A 15,538-nucleotide genomic window follows, 5' to 3' on the forward strand; every position below is an offset into this window, starting at 1 on the left:
CCTGCACCGTACCGCGGCGCTGCCATGCTGCGCCAACAGGGAGAATGCTAGGCTGCGCCGGTTCGCAAGGAGTCTCCATGTCCGGCCATAGTCAGTTCGCCCTGCTCAGGCAACGCCGTTTCCTGCCGTTTTTCATCGTCCAGTCGCTGGGCGCGTTCAACGACAACGTCTACCGCCAGGCGATCATCGCGCTGCTGTTCTTCCTCGGCACGCCGATCGAAGAGCGCTCGCTGTACACCAACCTGGCACCGGCAATCTTCATCCTGCCGTACTTCCTGTTCTCGGCGCTGGCCGGGCAGATCGCGGAGAAGCTGGAGAAGTCGCGGCTGATCGTGATCACCACGACCATGGAGATCGCGATCATGTCGCTGGCCGCGGTCGGCTTCCTGACCGAGAGCATGCCGGTGCTGCTGGTCGCGCTGTTCTGCACCGGCATGCAGTCCACCCTGTTCGGGCCGGTGAAGTACTCGGTACTGCCCTCCATCCTCAAGCCCGAGGAGCTGACCGGCGGCAACGGCCTGGTCGAAATGGGCACCTCGCTGTCGATCCTGACCGGCATGATCGCCGGCGGTCTGATCTTCACCCTGGCGGGCAGCCATGGCCCGATCGTCGCCGCGACCGCGGTGATCGTGCTGGCCGTGGCCGGCAACCTCACCGCGCGGATGATCCCGAAGGTCGATGCCGGCGCACCGGACCTGAAGATCAACTGGAACCCGCTGCCCGAGTCGCTGGCGGTGCTGCGCATGGCCAAGAAGCAGAAGGCGGTGCGCAACGCGATCCTCGGCGTGTCCTGGTTCTGGTTCGTCGGCACCATGCTGACCTCGCAGCTGCCCACCTACGCCGAAATCAATCTAGGCGGTGGCTCCACGCTGTACATCTTCGCGCTGGCGCTGTTCTCGCTCGGCACCGGCACCGGCTCGCTGCTGTGCGAGAAGCTGTCCGGGCGCACCGTGGAAATCGGCCTGGTGCCGCTGGGCGCGTTCGGCATGACCGCCTTCATGCTCGACCTGTACTTCGCACGTGCCGGGGAAGCCGCCGCGGCCGGGCTGTCGATCTGGCAGTTCGTACAGGCGCCCGGCAGCGTGCGCATCATCATCGACCTGATCGGCATCGGCCTGTTCACCGGCTTCTTCGTGGTGCCGCTGTTCGCGCTGATCCAGAGCCGCACGGCCAAGTCGGAGATGTCGCGCGTGTTCGCCGCGCTCAACATCCAGAACTCCGGTTTCATCGTGCTGGCCGCAGGCCTGGGCCTGCTCACCCAGCGCGTGCTGGACTGGACCATTCCGCAGCTGTTCCTGGCCCTGGCGATCGCCAACGCCGTGGTGTCGATCTACATCTTCACGATCGTCCCCGAATTCCTGATGCGCTTCCTCAGCTGGGTGATGGTGCGTGCGCTGTACCGCCTTCGCCCGCACGGGATCGAGGCCAACGTGCCGGACGAGGGCGCGGCGCTGATCGTGTGCAACCATGTGAGCTACATGGACGCGCTGATCCTCTCGGCCACGATCCCGCGCCCGGTGCGCTTCGTGATGTACTACAGGATCTTCAACATCCCGGTGATGCGCTGGATCTTCCGCACCGCCAAGGCGATCCCGATCGCCGGTGCACGCGAGGATCCGGCCCTGATGCAGGCCGCGTTCGACGAGGTGGACAAGGCATTGGCCGAAGGCGAGCTGGTCTGCATCTTCCCCGAGGGCGCATTGACGCGTGATGGGCAGATGGGCGCGTTCAAGTCGGGCGTGGAGAAGATTCTCGAGCGCCGCCCGGTGCCGGTGGTGCCGATGGCGCTGCGCGGCATGTGGTCGAGCATGTGGAGCCGGCGCGACACGCGCCTGGGCCGCATGCGCGTGCCACGTCGGTTCCGCGCGCATGTCGAGGTGGTCGCGTCGGCACCGATCGCCGGCGAGGTCGCCACGGCCCCGATGCTGGAGACACAGGTGCGGCAGCTGCGGGCTGACCAGGCGTGAGTCCTGCCCTGCCTGCATGTAACCGTATACATGGACGCGGGTACATCGGTTAGATTACCGCCCGGGGCACCTCGCCCGCGCTGGCCGGCGCGGGCGGACGCTCGATGCCGGACATTGCCGTCGTGTCACCTGTTGCCGATCGTGCCTCATCGCGTGTGTTGTTCGCCCCGGATCCATCCCGTACACACCCACCCAAGCAAATGGAGCTTCGCTGATGAATGCCACCGCCCCCCTGCCGCCCGCCCCGGGCAGCATTCCGAACCACCTGATCTGGTCGATCGTCGTCACCATCCTGGCGTTCTTCGTGTGCTGCCTGTCGTGCCTGAGCTTCCCGGGCATCGTCACCGGCGTGGTCGCGATCGTGTTCGCCAGCAAGGTCAACGGCCTGCTCAACCAGGGCGACCTGGAAGGCGCACGTCGTGCCTCCAAGAACGCCAAGATCTGGGCGTGGGTCACCACCGGTTTCCTGATCGCCGGCGTCGTGCTGTTCGTGATCTCGCTGGCCTTCATGGGCGTTGACGGTTACATGCAGCAGATGCAGCAGTTCCAGCAGCAGATCGAAAGCGCCAGCTGATGATCGCGCTGCACGGCAAGCGCTGGTTGCTGGCGGCCCTGCCGCCGGCCGCCTTGGCCGCCGGCGCGGGGTTCTGGGTGCTGCGGCACTACGACCCCAACAGCGCCAGCAGTCCGTTCCCGCCGTGCAGCTTCCTGGCCGTTACCGGGTACTACTGCATCGGCTGCGGGCTGACGCGTGCACTGCACGCGCTGGCCCACGGCGATGTGGTCGCCGCGTTCTCGATGAATCCCCTGGCGATGCTGATGCTGGCCATCGCCCCGCTGGTGATCGGCTGGGCGATGGGCTGGCGCCCACGCGTGCTGCAGCCGCTGATCACGCTGTTGATGAAACCGGCGTTCTGGCTGATCCTGCTGCCGGCGTACTGGATCGCACGCAACCTGCCATGGGTGCCGTTCACCTGGTTGGCGCCGGGCTGAGCGTGAACCGCTAGGTCACCCAGCCGGCGATCACCAGCAGCGCCAGTACTGCCATCCACAACAGCAGCATGCGCCACACCAGGCTCATCGCATCGCGCAGTTCCGGCAGCCGACGCCATACCGGCACCATGCCCGCATCGCTGTAATCGTGCGCATCCTCGCGCAGCTCGGCACTGACGCTCGCCCGCGCGACCGCGCCAAGGAAGTGCGTGGAGGTGGCCCACTGGTTGCCATGCGCCTCGCGCCACGCCTTGAGCGCCGTATCGAAGTTGCCGACCAGCGCCATCGACAGCGACATCAGCTGCGCCACCGGCCATTCCAGCCAGGACAGCACCACGCGTGCACCGGCGACCGCTTCCACGCTGGCCAGCGAGCGCATCGGGCCGACCGCCAGCAACGCCAGCAGGCGATACAGCAGCGCGCCGACCGGACCCAGCAGCAGGAACCAGAACAGCACCGCGAACCAGCGCCGCAGCGCGTTGAGCACCGTTGCTTCGACGAGCGAGGGGACGTCTTCGTGCAGGCTGCCACCGGCGGACTGCAGCTGCGCGATCGCCAGATGACGCGCATGGGCGTCATCGGCATCGATCACCGCCTCGACATCACGGTCCAGGTCGCGCGGGCCCCAGCACATCACCAGCACCAGCACGCCCAGCAGCAGTGACGGCAGGCCGTACACCCGATCATCGAAGAGCCACTGGATCAGGCCCAGCACCACGACGAACGGCAGCACCGCCAGCCAGGCACCCTTGCGTCCGCGCCAGGCGCCGTCTTCGGCGGCATGCCGGTCCAGCCACTGCAGCCAGCGCCGGTAGAGGCCGAAACGCCGCAGCGCGACGGCCGCGCCCGGCGCGACATGGCCCAGGGCCAAGGCAACCAGCACGGCGACCAGGGTGGTGAACATGTAAGCCTCCGGCTCGGGACGTGGAACGCGCCGCTACTATGCCTTGCGGCCCGGCAATTCCCCGGGCCGTAGGTAATGTAACGCGCCGCGTGTTCAGCCTGCGGCAACGGCAGGCGACGGTCAGGCGACCTGCTGGCGGTACCAGTGCTCGATCAGGCTGCGCGAGATCGAGATCGGCGGGGACAGGCGGATGCCTTCGCCGTCGTCCTCGACATCCCGGGCCAGGGCAGCGCCCACGTCCTGGGCGGTGAACCAGCGGGCATCTTCCAGCTCGCCGTTCACGGTCGGCACGTCGTCTTCGGCCGTGGCGGCGAAGCCGAGCATCAGCGCGCCGGGGAACGGCCATGGCTGGGTCCCCAGGTAGCGGCACTCGCGCACGCGCACCCGGCTTTCCTCGAACACCTCACGGACCACGGTCTGCTCCAGCGATTCACCGGGCTCGACGAAGCCGGCCAGCACCGAATAGCGACGCGGGGCCCAGTTGGCCTGCCGGCCCAGCAGCAGCCGGCCCTGGTTTTCCACGGCCACGATCACGGCCGGATCCACCCGCGGGTAATGTTCGGTTGCGCACTGGCCGCAGCGTCCGACGAAGCCGCCACGGCTGAAGGTCACCGCGCCGCCACACACGCCGCAGAAACGGGTGCGCGACTGCCAGTAGGACATGCCGCGTGCGTAACAGAAGGCGGTGGAATCGGCGATGGACCAGGTCGCGGCGGACTGCCGCAGGTCGACCCGCTGCGGGGCCGTCACCGACAGGCCGGCGGCCTCCATCGAGAACCACGCCTGCTCGCCGCGCAGGCCGAGGAAGATCGCGGTACCCGGGCCACCGCCCAGCTCGGCGCCGGTCAGTGGCAGGGGCTGGCCGTCGTTGCCCGCCAGTGCGGTACCGTCCTGGTCGAGCACCAATACGCGCGCGTCCGGCCACAGCCGCAACAACGCATCGGCGTCATCGCGCAGGGTATCGGCGCGCTCCAACGGCTCGCTGACGAAGGCGAAACCGGAAAGCTGCGAAGAGAATTTGGACATCGCAAGAGCCTGCCCACATTCGGCGGGACTGGCAAGCGGCAACCGACCCTCAGGCCGGTTGCGCGCGCATCACATGCTGAAACTGCTGCCGCAGCCGCAGGTGGTCTTCGCGTTCGGATTGCGGATCACGAACTGCGCGCCGGTCAGGCTCTCGGTGTAATCCACCTCGGCGCCCATCAGGTACTGCAGGCTCAGCGGATCCACCAGCAGGGTGACGCCGGCGGTATCCACCGCCAGATCGTCCTCGGCCCGGTTCTCATCGAACTCGAACCCGTACTGGAAGCCGGAACAGCCACCGCCTTCGATGTAGACGCGCAGGGCGAGGGCAGCGTTGCCCTCATCCTGGATCAGCTCCTTGACCTTGGCCGCAGCGGCCTCGGTGAAGTTCAGCGGACGGTCCAGGGACTGGTAGTTCGGCGCGGCGGCGGGTGCGCCGGGCAGGGAAACAAGCGTGCTCATGCCCCCAGCATGGGGCTGCATGAGCACGGTTTCAAGGTGTGGCGCCGGCGCGATTCAGGCCATCGCCTCGGCCAGCTTCCTGCGGGCGGCGGTGTCCTTGCCCTTGCCCTCGTCCGCATCCCCGGACGGCGGCGGCAGGGCCATCTGCGCCGAGGTGTGGATCAGGCGGCCGGTCAGCTGGGCACCGGCGTGCATTTCCACCACCTGGTAGTGGATGTTGCCGGTGACCCGGGCGCTGGGGGTCAGTTCGACCCGCTCGGTGGCATGTACATCCCCATCCAGGCGGCCGCTGATGACCACCACCTGGGCGCGGATCTCGCCCTCGATGGCGCCGTGCTCGGCCACCGTCAGGGTGGCGTTGCTGGCGCCGTCCTGGGCAATCACCTTGCCCAGGATGGTGCCTTCCACATACAGGCCACCGCTGAATTCCACGTCCCCGCGGATCACCACCTGCGCGCCGATCAGCGCGTCCACGACCAGATGTCCGTCGCGGTTGGACTTGTTGCTGCCAAACATGGGCTTACTCCCCTTCTTTTGCCGATGCCGCCGGTGCCCCGGCCTGTTTCCAATCGAATACCTGGGTGGCGCCCCCCGCGCCCGATCCCAGCGTGACCCGCACACGTTGCGGGGTGAAGCCTTGGGGCAGCATCACGCTGCCGGTGAGCTGCTGAAAGTACCGGAAGGAATAGTCCTGGCCCGGTACCTTGGTGCGCTGGTGCAGCTCGTCCCAGCTGACCGAGGTCAGCTTGCCGTCCTTGACGCCTTCCACGGTGAAGCGCATCTGCCCCTGGCTGATCGCCCCCCGGTTCAGGTTCTGGGTCAGCACCACGGCGTATTGCCAGGTGCCGCCGGTTTCCGGCGAAAACTCCACCGAATGGGTGTTCAGGCCCTTGCGCTGGCTGGTCGCCCCGACCAGGCGCTCGTAGAAGGCCACGTCGGCGCGCAGGCCGGCGATCTCTTCATCGCGCTCACCCAGCGAGGCCTGGACCTCGGTATTGGCAGCACGGCTGATGCGGTCGGAGGCCTGCAGGGTCGCCTGGCGCTGCTGCAGTTCGATGAGCTGCTGCTGGAGGCGCTCGTTGCGGGTCTCGGCGGCCTTGAGCTGGGTGCCGACGTCGCCGCCGGGTGAGCCCAGCCAGGCGCCGAGCAGCGCGGCCAGGATCAGCGACAGCAGCCAGGCACCGCCCAGCACCAGCAGGCGCTTGCGGTCCTGCACGGGCGGCGTGCCCGGCCGACGGATCTGGATGCGGGAAGGTGTGGGCTTATTCATGGCAGTCCTGGGCGACCGCGCCTGCCGGCGCTGTCGCAACGGCCCCTGTCTGGAACGACGGGCTAGTGTAAGTCAGGGAAAAGGCCTTGTCCGCGCAGGCTCGGGATCCGGGCAGTAGCGTTCATGGACGTCATCCACGATAGTGTGCGCCTGTGCACATTCTGCCACCGGAGCGCGTGCCATGACCGAAGCCCACCTGTTCGTGATCGGCATCCTGCTGGCCTGGCTGGCCGGTATCCGCGTGTACCTGACCGTGTTCGGCGTGGGGCTGGCCGGCCTGCTCGGCTGGGTCGACCTGCCGCCCGCGCTGCAGGCCACCGAATCGTGGTGGGTGCTGGGCACCTCGGCCGCGCTGGCCATCGCCGAGTTCTTCGCCGACAAGATCCCCGGGGTCGATTCAGTCTGGGACCTGATCCAGACCCTCGCCCGGGTACCGGCGGGTGCGTTCCTGGCCGCGGCCACGCTCTCGCCCAGCGGTGAACTCAGCGGTACCGCCCTGGTGGCCGGGGCCGGCGTGGCGCTGGCCAGCCACGGGCTGAAGTCCGGCACCCGTGCCCTGCTCAACACCTCGCCCGAACCGGCCAGCAACTGGGTCGCCTCGGCGGCCGAAGACACCGTGGTGGTCGGCGGGCTGGCGCTCGCACTGGCGCACCCGTGGCTGGCGCTGATCCTGGTGGTGGCGTGCAGCCTGATCGGCGCGTTGATCGTGTGGATGATCTGGCGGACGCTGTGGAAGGGGATGCGCTGGCTGATGCGCCAGGCCGACAGTGGGCAGACGCAGGTGAAACCGGGCACCCTGCCCCGGTAAGGCGCGCCCTGCCTCCGGGCGTTCATCGCATAATTGCGGCGCAGACTGGGAGTACGGATGGCCGTTCACGACAACGTTGTTGCACCCGCCCGCGCCGTGCGCGCTGAAACGCCGCCGGCCGAGCACTGGCAGCGCTGGCAACGCCAGGCCACGCCCGCCGCGTTGCCGCACAGCAATGTCGTCGCGCTCAATCCCGTGCCGGCCAGCCCGCCGCCGTTGCTGCCGCCAATGACCACCGATGCCAGCGACCTGGTGCCGCCAGGCATCGATTCGCCGTACCGCGTCCTGATCGTCGAAGACGACCGCTCGCAGGCGCTGTTCGCACAGAGCGTGCTGCACGGCGCCGGCATGCAGGCGCTGGTGCACGGCGATGCCGAAGGCGTGCAGCAGGCCATCGCCGAGCATCGCCCCGACCTGATCCTGATGGACCTGCACCTGCCCGGCCTGGACGGCATGCGCCTGACCGCGTTGATCCGCCAGCAGCCTGGCCAGCAGCTGCTGCCGATCGTGTTCCTCAGTGGCGACCCGGATCCGGAGCGCCAGTTCGAGGTACTCGACAGCGGTGCCGATGATTTCCTCAGCAAGCCGATCCGCCCGCGCCACCTGATCGCGGCCGTCTCCAACCGGATCCGCCGCGCCCGTGCGCAGGCCGCCTCGCAGGCGGGCAACGCGGGTGCGCCGGCGATGAACAATCCCGAGACCGGCCTGCCCACCCGCCATCACGTGATGCAGGAGCTGGGCACCTCGCTCGCGCACCGCGATCGCGGCGGCCTGTTCTTCATCGAGATCGCCAGTGCGCTCGGCCTGCGCGAACGCTATGGCTATGCCGCCTTCGAACGGCTGATGACCCAGGCCGGCCAACGCTTGGCCGATGCCGCGCAACCGCACCTGCTGGCGCGCTTGAACGACAACAGCTTCCTGGTCCTGGCCCGCGATGCCGACGAGGACACGCTGGATACGATGGCGCACGCGCTACGCGAACAGTTGTCCACGCGCGCGTTCGTGATCCGCGATGACGAATCGGTGCACCTGCGCGGCGTGGTCGGCCATGCCCAGCTCTCCCCGGGCTTCTCCGATGCGGGCAGCGCGCTGGAAGCGGTCGAACGCACGACGCTGCAGGCGCGCCTGCTGACCGCCGGCGTGGCCGCCTATGTGCGTCGCGAAGATGTGGCCGCACAGGAACATCTTGCGTTGCTGGAAGGGCAACTGGAACTGGCCTATCAACCCATCGTCGCCGTCGCCGGCGGCAACACCGCGCAGTACCAGGTGCTGCTGCGGCTGCGCCAGGCCGATGGCAGCGTGCTGGCCGCCGGCCAGGTGATTCCGGCGGCCGAGGCGGCCGGGCGCATCGCCGATCTTGACCAGCAGGTGCTCGACCACGCACTGGGCCTGCTGGATCTGTATCGCCACGCCGCACAACCGCTGCACCTGTTCGTCTCGCAGTCGCTGCGCACGCTGGCCCGCGATGCGTTCGGCGATTGGCTGCTGGAGTCGCTGGCCAGCCGCCAGATCGACGGCAGCGCGCTGGTCATCGACGTGCGCCTGCCTGATGCCCTGATCCACACCGTTACGCTGCAGCAGTTCTGCACGCGCATGCATGCGGCCGGCGTGCGCTTCTGCCTGAGCCAGTTCGAGCCGGGCGATGAGGCCAACGCCTTGATGGCGCAGCTGCCGCTGGCGTATGTGCGCATGGCCGCGCGCTTCTCCAACAGCCATGCCAACCAGCAGACCCGCGACGAACTGCGCGCGGCGATCGACCGGGCGCACCGCGCCGGGCTGCGCATCATCGGCCAGCAGATCGAAGATCCGCAGGCCGCGGCCGCGATGTGGATCAGCGGCGTTGATTTCATCCAGGGCAACATGGTCCAGTCCGCCGGCAGCGAACTGAACTTCGACTTCCAGAACTCGGTGCTCTGAGCATGGGACGCCACGGACGGCCAGCCCCCTCGCCCACCCCGGCCTCGCTGTGGATCGCCGCCGGGTCGGCCGCGGCCTGCGCGACCGCCGGCGTGATGTCACGGATCGGCGCCAATGGCCCCTGGATCGACATCGCCGCGGGCACCGGCGTGCTGGCGCTGCTGGCTGCGCTGCAGGTGGTGCGCCGCTGGCGGGAGACGCAGGATCAGCTCCACACCCTGCAGCAGCGCAGCGAGTCGCTGCTGCTGGAGCGCGATCACCTTCAACAACGCCGGCAGCAGCAGAACCAGCTCGAACAGGAACTGCTCAGCGCCAAGCAGGCCGCCGAAGCCGCGGCGCTGGCCAAGGGTGAGTTCCTGGCCACGATGAGCCATGAGATCCGCACGCCGCTCAACGGCATCCTGCCGATGCTGGACCTGATCGCGCGCGGTCAGCTCGGCAGCGACCAGCGGCAGATGCTGCAGACCGCCGCGACCAGCTCGCAGCAGCTGCTTCGCATCGTCGATGACATCCTCGATTACTCGCGGCTCGAAGCCAGGGGCCTTAACCTGGAGATCACCACGTTCAACCTGCGCGAGCTGCTGGAAGGACTGGTGCAGCTCATGCAGCGTGCCGCCGATCCCAAGGGCCTGCAGCTGTCGCTCGAGCTGGACCCGGCGGTGCGGCTGTCGGTTCGCGGCGATCCGGTGCGGCTGCGCCAGGTGCTCAGCAACCTGCTGGTCAACGCGATCAAGTTCACCGAGCGCGGCCAGATCCGGCTGCGCGTGCAGCGCCAGGGCGAGACCAACGCACAGCACCAGCTGCGGTTCGAGATCGCCGACAGCGGCATCGGCATCGATGACGCCCTGCAGGCGCGCCTGTTCCAGTCCTTCAGCCAGGCCGATGCCTCGACCACGCGCCTGTATGGCGGCACCGGCCTGGGGCTGGCGATCTGCAAGCGCATCATCGATCTCATGCACGGCCGCATCGGCGTGCATTCCACGCCCGGGCGGGGCGCCACGTTCTGGTTCGAGATCCCGCTGCTCAAGGTGATCGGCGACCTGCCCGCCATCGGCACCGTGCGCCGCGCCCTGCTGATCACGCGCGATGCGTTGCTGGCCCAGCGCATCGAGCGCGTGGCCCAGCACCATGACCTGCGCCTGCACACGGTGGAGACCGCCGCCGAAGCGATCGACGCCCTGCGCGCGCCGCAGCGCCCCGGCATCGACCCGGTGCTGGCCTGGGTCATCGCCGACACTGACGGCCTGCGTCACGGCACCCAGGCGCTGCAGAAGGCGCTGGTCGGCAACGAGCGGCATGCCGGAGCGCAGCTGTTGTGGCTGTACGGCGAGGAGGCACCCGCGCCCGAGGCCCTCGGCCCGGGACCGGCGCTGCCGCGGCAGGTTGCAGACAGCGAGCTGCATGCACTGCTGAGGCCGGTGGTCGCCAGCGCCCGGCCGGCCGCGCTGCTGGCCGAGGTGGAGTACGCCGGCTCGCCCATGGCCCTGCCGCAGTTCCCATTGCGCGTGCTGCTGGTGGAGGACAACAGCGTGAACCTGCTGGTCGCCCAGCGCCTGCTGCAGGTATTGGGCTGCGAGGTGGAGCCCGCCACGCAGGGCGAGCAGGCGCTGGCAGCGATGCACGCGCGGCCATTCGATGTGGTGTTGATGGATTGCCAGATGCCGGTGCTGGATGGCTACGACACCACCCGCCGCTGGCGTGCGCACGAGGCCCTGCGCGGCACCGCACGGTTGCCGATCGTGGCGATGACCGCCAACGCGATGGCCGGCGACCGCGAGCGCTGCCTGCAGGCCGGCATGGATGACTACCTGTCCAAGCCGATCAACCGCGAAACGCTGCAGGCCGTACTGGCGCGCTGGGGCAGTGCGATGGCCGATGACCCGGCAGTGCAGCCACCGTCCCTGCCTCAGCACGCGCCGGCTCCGCCCGCCGCTTCGCCAACCCGCGACGAGTCACCGGCCCCGGTGCTCGATCAGGAGGTGCTGGATGAACTGCTGGAGGTGATCGGCGCCGACACCGCGCGCATCATCGGCGTGTTCCTGGATGACACGCCACCGTTGATCCGGCAGCTGCAGGACGCCTCGGTCGCCGCGGATCTGGACCAGCTGCGCGCGTTGGCGCACAGCCTCAAATCCGCCAGTGCGAATGTGGGTGCGATGGCCTTGTCGGCAGCGGCCTGGCGGATCGAGCACGATGCCCGCGCCGGCACGCTGGAGCGCCCCGCGGTCGCGGTGGCGCTGTTGATCGCCGAGTTCGCGCGTGCACGGATCGCGCTGGGCGGCTATCACGCCCGCCTGCGCGCCCCGTTGCAGGGCTGACTCAGTCTTCGATCTTGGTCAGCAGGTAGTTCGGTTCGCCGATGCGCTCGATCAGGTCCAGCTGGGTTTCCAGCCAGTCGATATGCTCTTCCTCGGACTCGAGGATCTTCACGAACAGCTGGCGGCTGACGTAGTCACCGATCGAATCGGCATAGGCCACCGCTTCGCGCAGGGTCACCACGCCATCGCGTTCCAGGCTGAGGTCGCACTGCAGGATCTCGGCCGGGTTCTCGCCGATGCGCAGCTTGCCCAGTGCCTGGAAGTTCGGCAGGCCTTCGAGGAAGAGGATGCGGTCGGACAGGATGTCCGCATGCTTCATCTCTTCGATCGATTCCTTGTACTCGTGATCGGCGAGCTCCTTCAGGCCCCAGTTCTTCAGCATCTTGGCGTGCAGGAAGTACTGGTTGATGGCGGTCAGCTCGTTGTAGAGGACCTTGTTGAGGAATTCGATGACTTTCGCGTCGCCCTTCATGAGCGTGCTCCTGCTGCGTGGAATCGCGGGCACTGTAGCGCGTCGCGCGGGAGCATGAAGGAACGCGAATCGTGCTCAGTTGCGACCCGGCAGAAGGGTGGCTAGCCCACCCTGGGCGGCCGGCGGCTCGCGGGCGCACCGCCCGGTCAGGCGGCCTGGAGGCCCAGGACCGGCAGGGGCAGATCGTGGGTGGCGCTGAACTTGGCCAGCAGGTCCGCCGCCATGTCCAGGCAGGACCCGCAGGTGGCGCCGCAGCCGGTGCGCATCGTCAACTCGGACACGCTCGCGACACCGCTCTGGGCGGCTTCACGGATCTGATGGTCGGTAACCCCGTTGCAGATGCAGACGTACACGTGCGGACTCGGCAGGCAGGCCCGGATCGGCCTGCTGCTATTCCAATCGAAACGAGAATGGTTGTCAATTTCGAACCTGAATCATTCTCGATACGGTTCACGGCCGCCGGGATCGCTCAGACCGCGCCCGGCTCGCCCTTGGTCTTGCGCGGCCAGTAGCCGCCGCCCCGCTTGGGCGTGGTGCGCTTGCGTGGCCGGTCGTGGCCGGCCGCATTGCCGGGCATCCAGGCTTCCTGGGCGGATTTCGGCATCGATTCCACCCCCGTCCCGGCCACTCCCCGGGCCAGCGGCGCCAGATGGCGCAGGGCGCGTGCGTAGACGCCCCGCTTGAACATCACCACGTGCTCCACCGGGTACCAGAAGTCGACCCAACGCCACTGGTCGAATTCGGGGCTGTCGGTATGGTCCAGGGTGACGTGGGATTCGTCCCCGGCCAGCCGCAGCAGGAACCACACCTGCTTCTGGCCGATGCAGACCTGCCGTTCATTGCGGCGGATGGCCCGTGCCGGCAGCCGATAGCGAAGCCAACCCGGCGTCGCCCCGAGCACTTCAACGTGCTCCGGCAACAGCCCGGTCTCTTCCTGCAACTCGCGATACATGGCTTCGACAGGCGTCTCGTCGGTGTTCATGCCGCCCTGCGGGAACTGCCAGCCATCCCGGCGCACGCGTCGTGCCCAGAAAACCTGCCCATCCTGCCGCATCAGCACAATACCGACGTTCGGTCGATAGCCGTCCGGATCGATCACGATGCGGACTCCTAGAAAAATCTACTGATCGGGACTGTGCCACGCCCGCTGCCCACTCACAAGCGCGGTGAAAAAGTGTTGACAGATTCCAGATACATCTCCAGAATTACCGGCTCCCTGAGGCTATGTAGCTCAGCCGGTTAGAGCACAGCACTCATAATGCTGGGGTCGGTGGTTCGAGTCCACCCATAGCCACCAAGTTCGCTTGGTTTTTCAGGGAGAAAGTGCAATAATTGCACGCACATTTTGCCCCGTCGCCAAGCGGTAAGGCACCTGACTCTGACTCAGGCATTCGGTGGTTCGAATCCATCCGGGGCAGCCAAACAAACAGAAAAGGCCGATCGAAAGATCGGCCTTTTCTGTTTGTTTGGGCGTTTGTCGGGACGCGAAGCGCCCGGACCCCACACCTTGCGCAGCAAGGTGTGGGCGCCAGCCCTCCCCTGCCCTGCCTGCCACATCCCCTCGCCTGGCGGCGCGCGCCCCCGGACGGGACACCCACCCCCGAAAACGACAAAAGCCCGGCCGAAGCCGGGCTTTTGCGTACCTCCCAGGGGGATCCCGAAGGATCCCACGCCAGGCGCGATGGATCAGCGCTTGGAGAACTGGGTGGCGCGACGTGCCTTGTGCAGGCCGACCTTCTTACGTTCGACTTCACGGGCGTCACGGGTCATGAAGCCAGCCTTGCGCAGCTCGGACTTCAGGGTTTCGTCGTACTCGATCAGCGCGCGGGCGATGCCCAGACGGATCGCACCGGCCTGACCGGTGGTACCACCGCCAGCAGCGGTGACCATGATGTCGAAGGTTTCGGTGTTCTTGGTCAGTTCCAGCGGCTGACGCACGATCATGCGTGCAGTCTCACGGCCAAAGAACTCGTCCAGCGGACGGCCATTGACGGTGATGTTGCCGGCGCCCTTGCGCAGGAACACGCGGGCGGTGGAGGACTTGCGGCGGCCGGTGCCGTAGTTTTGCGTGATAGCCATGATTAGATATCCAGAACCTGGGGCTGCTGAGCGGCGTGCGGGTGCTCGGAACCCGAGTACACCTTGAGCTTGCGGTACATGGCGCGGCCCAGCGGGCCCTTCGGCAGCATGCCCTTGACGGCGGTCTCGATGACGCGCTCCGGGTGGCGCTCAAGCGCCTGGGCCAGAGTTTCGGTCTTCAGGTTGCCGATGTAGCCAGTGAAGCGGTGGTACAGCTTGTCCTGCAGCTTGTTGCCGGTGACGGCAATCTTTTCTGCATTGATGACAACCAGGTAATCACCGGTATCAACGTGGGGGGTGTAGACCGGCTTGTGCTTGCCGCGCAGACGGCGGGCCAGCTCGGTGGACAGACGGCCCAGCGTCTTGCCGGAAGCGTCGACGAGATACCAGTCGCGCTGGACGGTCTCGGACTTTGCAGTGAAAGTGCTCATGAAAGAACTCAAGTAGGTCGGGCTCATTACGGCGCAGTACGGCCGGAACTCTGCCACGCGTTGTGAAGAGGCGGGATTGTACTGGCCATCCCCACCACATGCAAGTTGACCCCGATCCCGGCTTGGCACACCGGCCCCATGGGGCGAGAATCGACGGTCCCCCGCCGCGACACCGCCTGCCATGACCGCGCTCCGCCAGATCACCCCGCTCGACCACCTGCTGACCGAAGCCCAGCGGGCCCTGGATACGGTGTTCGGCAATCCGCCGGCCAGCCGCCCCTACCCCGCCGAGGGCACCCCGGACGTGCAGATGGCCGCACCCGAGCGCCGCCACGCCGCCGGCCTGATGCGCATCAACCACGTCGGCGAGGTCTGCGCCCAGGGCCTGTACTTCGGCCAGGCCGCGGTCGCCCGCGAGCCGGAAACCCGCGCCCACCTGCTCGATGCGGCCCAGGAAGAGACCGACCATCTGGCCTGGTGCGCCCAGCGCCTGCGCGAACTGGACAGCCGTCCCAGCCTGTTCAACCCGATCTGGTATGCCGGCAGCTACACCATCGGCACCCTGGCCGGCCTGCGCGGGGACGGCTGGAACCTGGGCTTCGTGGTCGAAACCGAGCGCCAGGTGGAAGCCCATCTGGACGAACACCTGGACACCCTGCCGCCGGCCGACCTGCGCAGCCGCGAGGTGATCAAGGTGATGAAGATCGACGAGGCCCGCCATGCCGACCACGCCGAGCATGCCGGCGCGCGCAGGCTGCCCGCCCCGATCCCATCGGTGATGGCGCTGGCCTCCAAGGTCATGAAGACCATCGCGTACCGCCTTTAAGCCTCCACCGCGCCGCGTGCATCGGGTGAAAAGCCCCCCTGAGTCAGGGGGGCGCCGCGAAGCGGCGG

General features: G+C 67.7%; 16 protein-coding genes, 2 tRNA genes and 1 pseudogene. 9 read left to right on the top strand and 10 right to left on the bottom strand.

The window, feature by feature from the left end; genetic code table 11:
• Positions 1-77: 77 nt before the first annotated feature.
• From NJD74_RS12980 to NJD74_RS12990, 3 genes are all read left to right on the top strand, one after another.
• Positions 78-1,967: an MFS transporter gene (locus tag NJD74_RS12980; protein WP_319624315.1), complete on the top strand. Its 1,890-nt coding sequence runs from the start codon at positions 78-80 to the stop codon at positions 1,965-1,967.
• Between the two features lie 214 nt (positions 1,968-2,181).
• Positions 2,182-2,541 carry a CD225/dispanin family protein gene (locus NJD74_RS12985; protein ID WP_019185331.1) on the top strand — a complete coding sequence of 120 codons (360 nt, stop codon included), beginning with the start codon at positions 2,182-2,184 and terminating at the stop codon, positions 2,539-2,541.
• Positions 2,541-2,960 (top strand): DUF2752 domain-containing protein, encoded by a 420-nt coding sequence (locus tag NJD74_RS12990; protein WP_070426103.1) that lies wholly within the window; start codon positions 2,541-2,543, stop codon positions 2,958-2,960. The genes NJD74_RS12985 and NJD74_RS12990 overlap by 1 nt, the downstream gene beginning before the upstream one ends.
• Positions 2,961-2,970: 10 nt before the next feature.
• On the opposite strand, the gene ampE is transcribed toward NJD74_RS12990, so the two are convergent.
• The 5 genes and pseudogenes from ampE to NJD74_RS13015 form a co-directional block, all read right to left on the bottom strand.
• Entirely contained in the window at positions 2,971-3,864 is an 894-nt protein-coding gene (ampE, locus tag NJD74_RS12995; RefSeq protein ID WP_319624316.1) for a regulatory signaling modulator protein AmpE, read from the bottom strand.
• 120 nt (positions 3,865-3,984) lie between these two features.
• Positions 3,985-4,890: an NAD(+) diphosphatase gene (gene nudC, locus NJD74_RS13000; protein ID WP_070472296.1), complete on the bottom strand. Its 906-nt coding sequence runs from the start codon at positions 4,888-4,890 to the stop codon at positions 3,985-3,987.
• A 69-nt stretch (positions 4,891-4,959) separates the two neighbouring features.
• Positions 4,960-5,349: an iron-sulfur cluster insertion protein ErpA gene (erpA, locus tag NJD74_RS13005; RefSeq protein ID WP_019185327.1), complete on the bottom strand. Its 390-nt coding sequence runs from the start codon at positions 5,347-5,349 to the stop codon at positions 4,960-4,962.
• A 150-nt stretch (positions 5,350-5,499) separates the two neighbouring features.
• Positions 5,500-5,865 (bottom strand): annotated as a pseudogene (locus tag NJD74_RS13010) (polymer-forming cytoskeletal protein); the annotation flags it as partial.
• Between the two features lie 4 nt (positions 5,866-5,869).
• Positions 5,870-6,619 (bottom strand): DUF6776 family protein, encoded by a 750-nt coding sequence (locus tag NJD74_RS13015; protein ID WP_019185325.1) that lies wholly within the window; start codon positions 6,617-6,619, stop codon positions 5,870-5,872.
• A gap of 181 nt (positions 6,620-6,800) precedes the next feature.
• On the opposite strand from NJD74_RS13015, the gene NJD74_RS13020 reads away from it, so the two are divergent.
• The 3 genes from NJD74_RS13020 to NJD74_RS13030 are packed head-to-tail and all read left to right on the top strand — an operon-like array spanning position 6,801 to position 11,662.
• Positions 6,801-7,427, top strand: coding sequence for a DUF4126 domain-containing protein (locus NJD74_RS13020; RefSeq protein WP_070472299.1), 627 nt, complete (start codon positions 6,801-6,803; stop codon positions 7,425-7,427).
• 57 nt (positions 7,428-7,484) lie between these two features.
• On the top strand, positions 7,485-9,344 hold the full coding sequence (locus NJD74_RS13025; RefSeq protein WP_070426107.1) for an EAL domain-containing response regulator: 1,860 nt from the start codon (positions 7,485-7,487) through the stop codon (positions 9,342-9,344).
• A gap of 2 nt (positions 9,345-9,346) precedes the next feature.
• The gene (locus tag NJD74_RS13030; protein ID WP_319624317.1) at positions 9,347-11,662 is read left to right on the top strand and encodes an ATP-binding protein; all 2,316 of its coding nucleotides are present in this window, start codon (positions 9,347-9,349) and stop codon (positions 11,660-11,662) included.
• Between the two features lies 1 nt (position 11,663).
• Here NJD74_RS13030 and bfr read toward each other — a convergent pair whose 3' ends face one another.
• From bfr to NJD74_RS13045, 3 genes are all read right to left on the bottom strand, one after another.
• Positions 11,664-12,134, bottom strand: a complete 471-nt coding sequence (gene bfr, locus NJD74_RS13035) for a bacterioferritin (protein WP_019185321.1) — start codon at positions 12,132-12,134, stop codon at positions 11,664-11,666.
• 146 nt (positions 12,135-12,280) lie between these two features.
• On the bottom strand, positions 12,281-12,487 hold the full coding sequence (locus NJD74_RS13040; protein ID WP_019185320.1) for a (2Fe-2S)-binding protein: 207 nt from the start codon (positions 12,485-12,487) through the stop codon (positions 12,281-12,283).
• A gap of 116 nt (positions 12,488-12,603) precedes the next feature.
• On the bottom strand, positions 12,604-13,233 hold the full coding sequence (locus NJD74_RS13045) for an RNA pyrophosphohydrolase (RefSeq protein WP_019185319.1): 630 nt from the start codon (positions 13,231-13,233) through the stop codon (positions 12,604-12,606).
• A gap of 121 nt (positions 13,234-13,354) precedes the next feature.
• Between NJD74_RS13045 and NJD74_RS13050 the strand changes: the two genes are divergently transcribed.
• Both NJD74_RS13050 and NJD74_RS13055 read left to right on the top strand, forming a co-directional pair.
• Positions 13,355-13,431: transfer RNA gene (locus NJD74_RS13050), tRNA-Met, on the top strand.
• 49 nt (positions 13,432-13,480) lie between these two features.
• Positions 13,481-13,555: transfer RNA gene (locus NJD74_RS13055), tRNA-Gln, on the top strand.
• A gap of 265 nt (positions 13,556-13,820) precedes the next feature.
• On the opposite strand, the gene rpsI is transcribed toward NJD74_RS13055, so the two are convergent.
• Together rpsI and rplM are read right to left on the bottom strand one after the other, a co-directional pair.
• Positions 13,821-14,213 carry a 30S ribosomal protein S9 gene (gene rpsI / locus NJD74_RS13060; RefSeq protein ID WP_019185318.1) on the bottom strand — a complete coding sequence of 131 codons (393 nt, stop codon included), beginning with the start codon at positions 14,211-14,213 and terminating at the stop codon, positions 13,821-13,823.
• A 2-nt stretch (positions 14,214-14,215) separates the two neighbouring features.
• Complete coding sequence (rplM, locus tag NJD74_RS13065; protein WP_017354548.1) at positions 14,216-14,644, bottom strand: 50S ribosomal protein L13; 429 nt, start codon at positions 14,642-14,644, stop codon at positions 14,216-14,218.
• Between the two features lie 181 nt (positions 14,645-14,825).
• Here rplM and coq7 point away from each other — a divergent pair, with 181 nt between their 5' ends.
• The gene (gene coq7, locus NJD74_RS13070) at positions 14,826-15,470 is read left to right on the top strand and encodes a 2-polyprenyl-3-methyl-6-methoxy-1,4-benzoquinone monooxygenase (protein ID WP_019185317.1); all 645 of its coding nucleotides are present in this window, start codon (positions 14,826-14,828) and stop codon (positions 15,468-15,470) included.
• Positions 15,471-15,538 lie beyond the last annotated feature (68 nt).

This window comes from Stenotrophomonas sp. RG-453 (assembly GCF_033843685.1).
Taxonomy (GTDB): Bacteria; Pseudomonadota; Gammaproteobacteria; order Xanthomonadales; family Xanthomonadaceae; genus Stenotrophomonas; species Stenotrophomonas bentonitica_A.